Source organism: Pseudomonas sp. EL_65y_Pfl1_R83, assembly GCF_963970695.1.
Taxonomy (GTDB): domain Bacteria; phylum Pseudomonadota; class Gammaproteobacteria; order Pseudomonadales; family Pseudomonadaceae; genus Aquipseudomonas; species Aquipseudomonas tritici.
In genome coordinates this window covers 1-455 of record NZ_CAXAQI010000420.1, presented here as the reverse complement: position 1 = coordinate 455, position 455 = coordinate 1, and the positions used below count along the sequence as shown (strand labels likewise).

The following is a 455-nucleotide window of genomic DNA, read 5'->3' as shown; positions in this document are numbered from 1 at the left end:
CACCTTTGAGCCGTAGTTGCGCAATGCCGCCACCTTGTCGGCCAACGCATCATCGCCGCAGGTGATTCCGCCGCCATCCCCCAGAGCGCCGAGATTCTTGCCGGGGTAGAAACTCCACGCGACCAGTGACTGTTCCGCACCAAGTCGTCGTCCCTGATAGCGAGCACCCTGGGCCTGCGCACCGTCTTCGAGCACACTAAGGCCATGGTGCCGGGCAATATCCCGAATGGGATCGAGATCGGCAGGCTGCCCATAAAGATGGACGGGTAGGATCACGCGAGTGCGCGGCGTTATCGCAGCCGCGATACGCGCGGGATCGATGTTGTAGGTCCGCTCGTCCGGCTCCACTGGCACTGGACGCGCACCGACATGGCTGACTGCCAACCATGTGGCGATATAGGTGTTGGCCGGGACAATCACCTCATCACCAGGGCCAATATCCAGCGCGCGCAAGG

1 protein-coding gene is annotated in these 455 nt (G+C 62.4%); it reads right to left on the bottom strand.

Features of this window, described 5'->3' with window-relative positions; all coding sequences use genetic code 11:
- Positions 1 to 455 (bottom strand): DegT/DnrJ/EryC1/StrS family aminotransferase (locus tag AACY08_RS29610; RefSeq protein WP_339472638.1); only part of this gene is annotated, 455 nt, incomplete at both ends.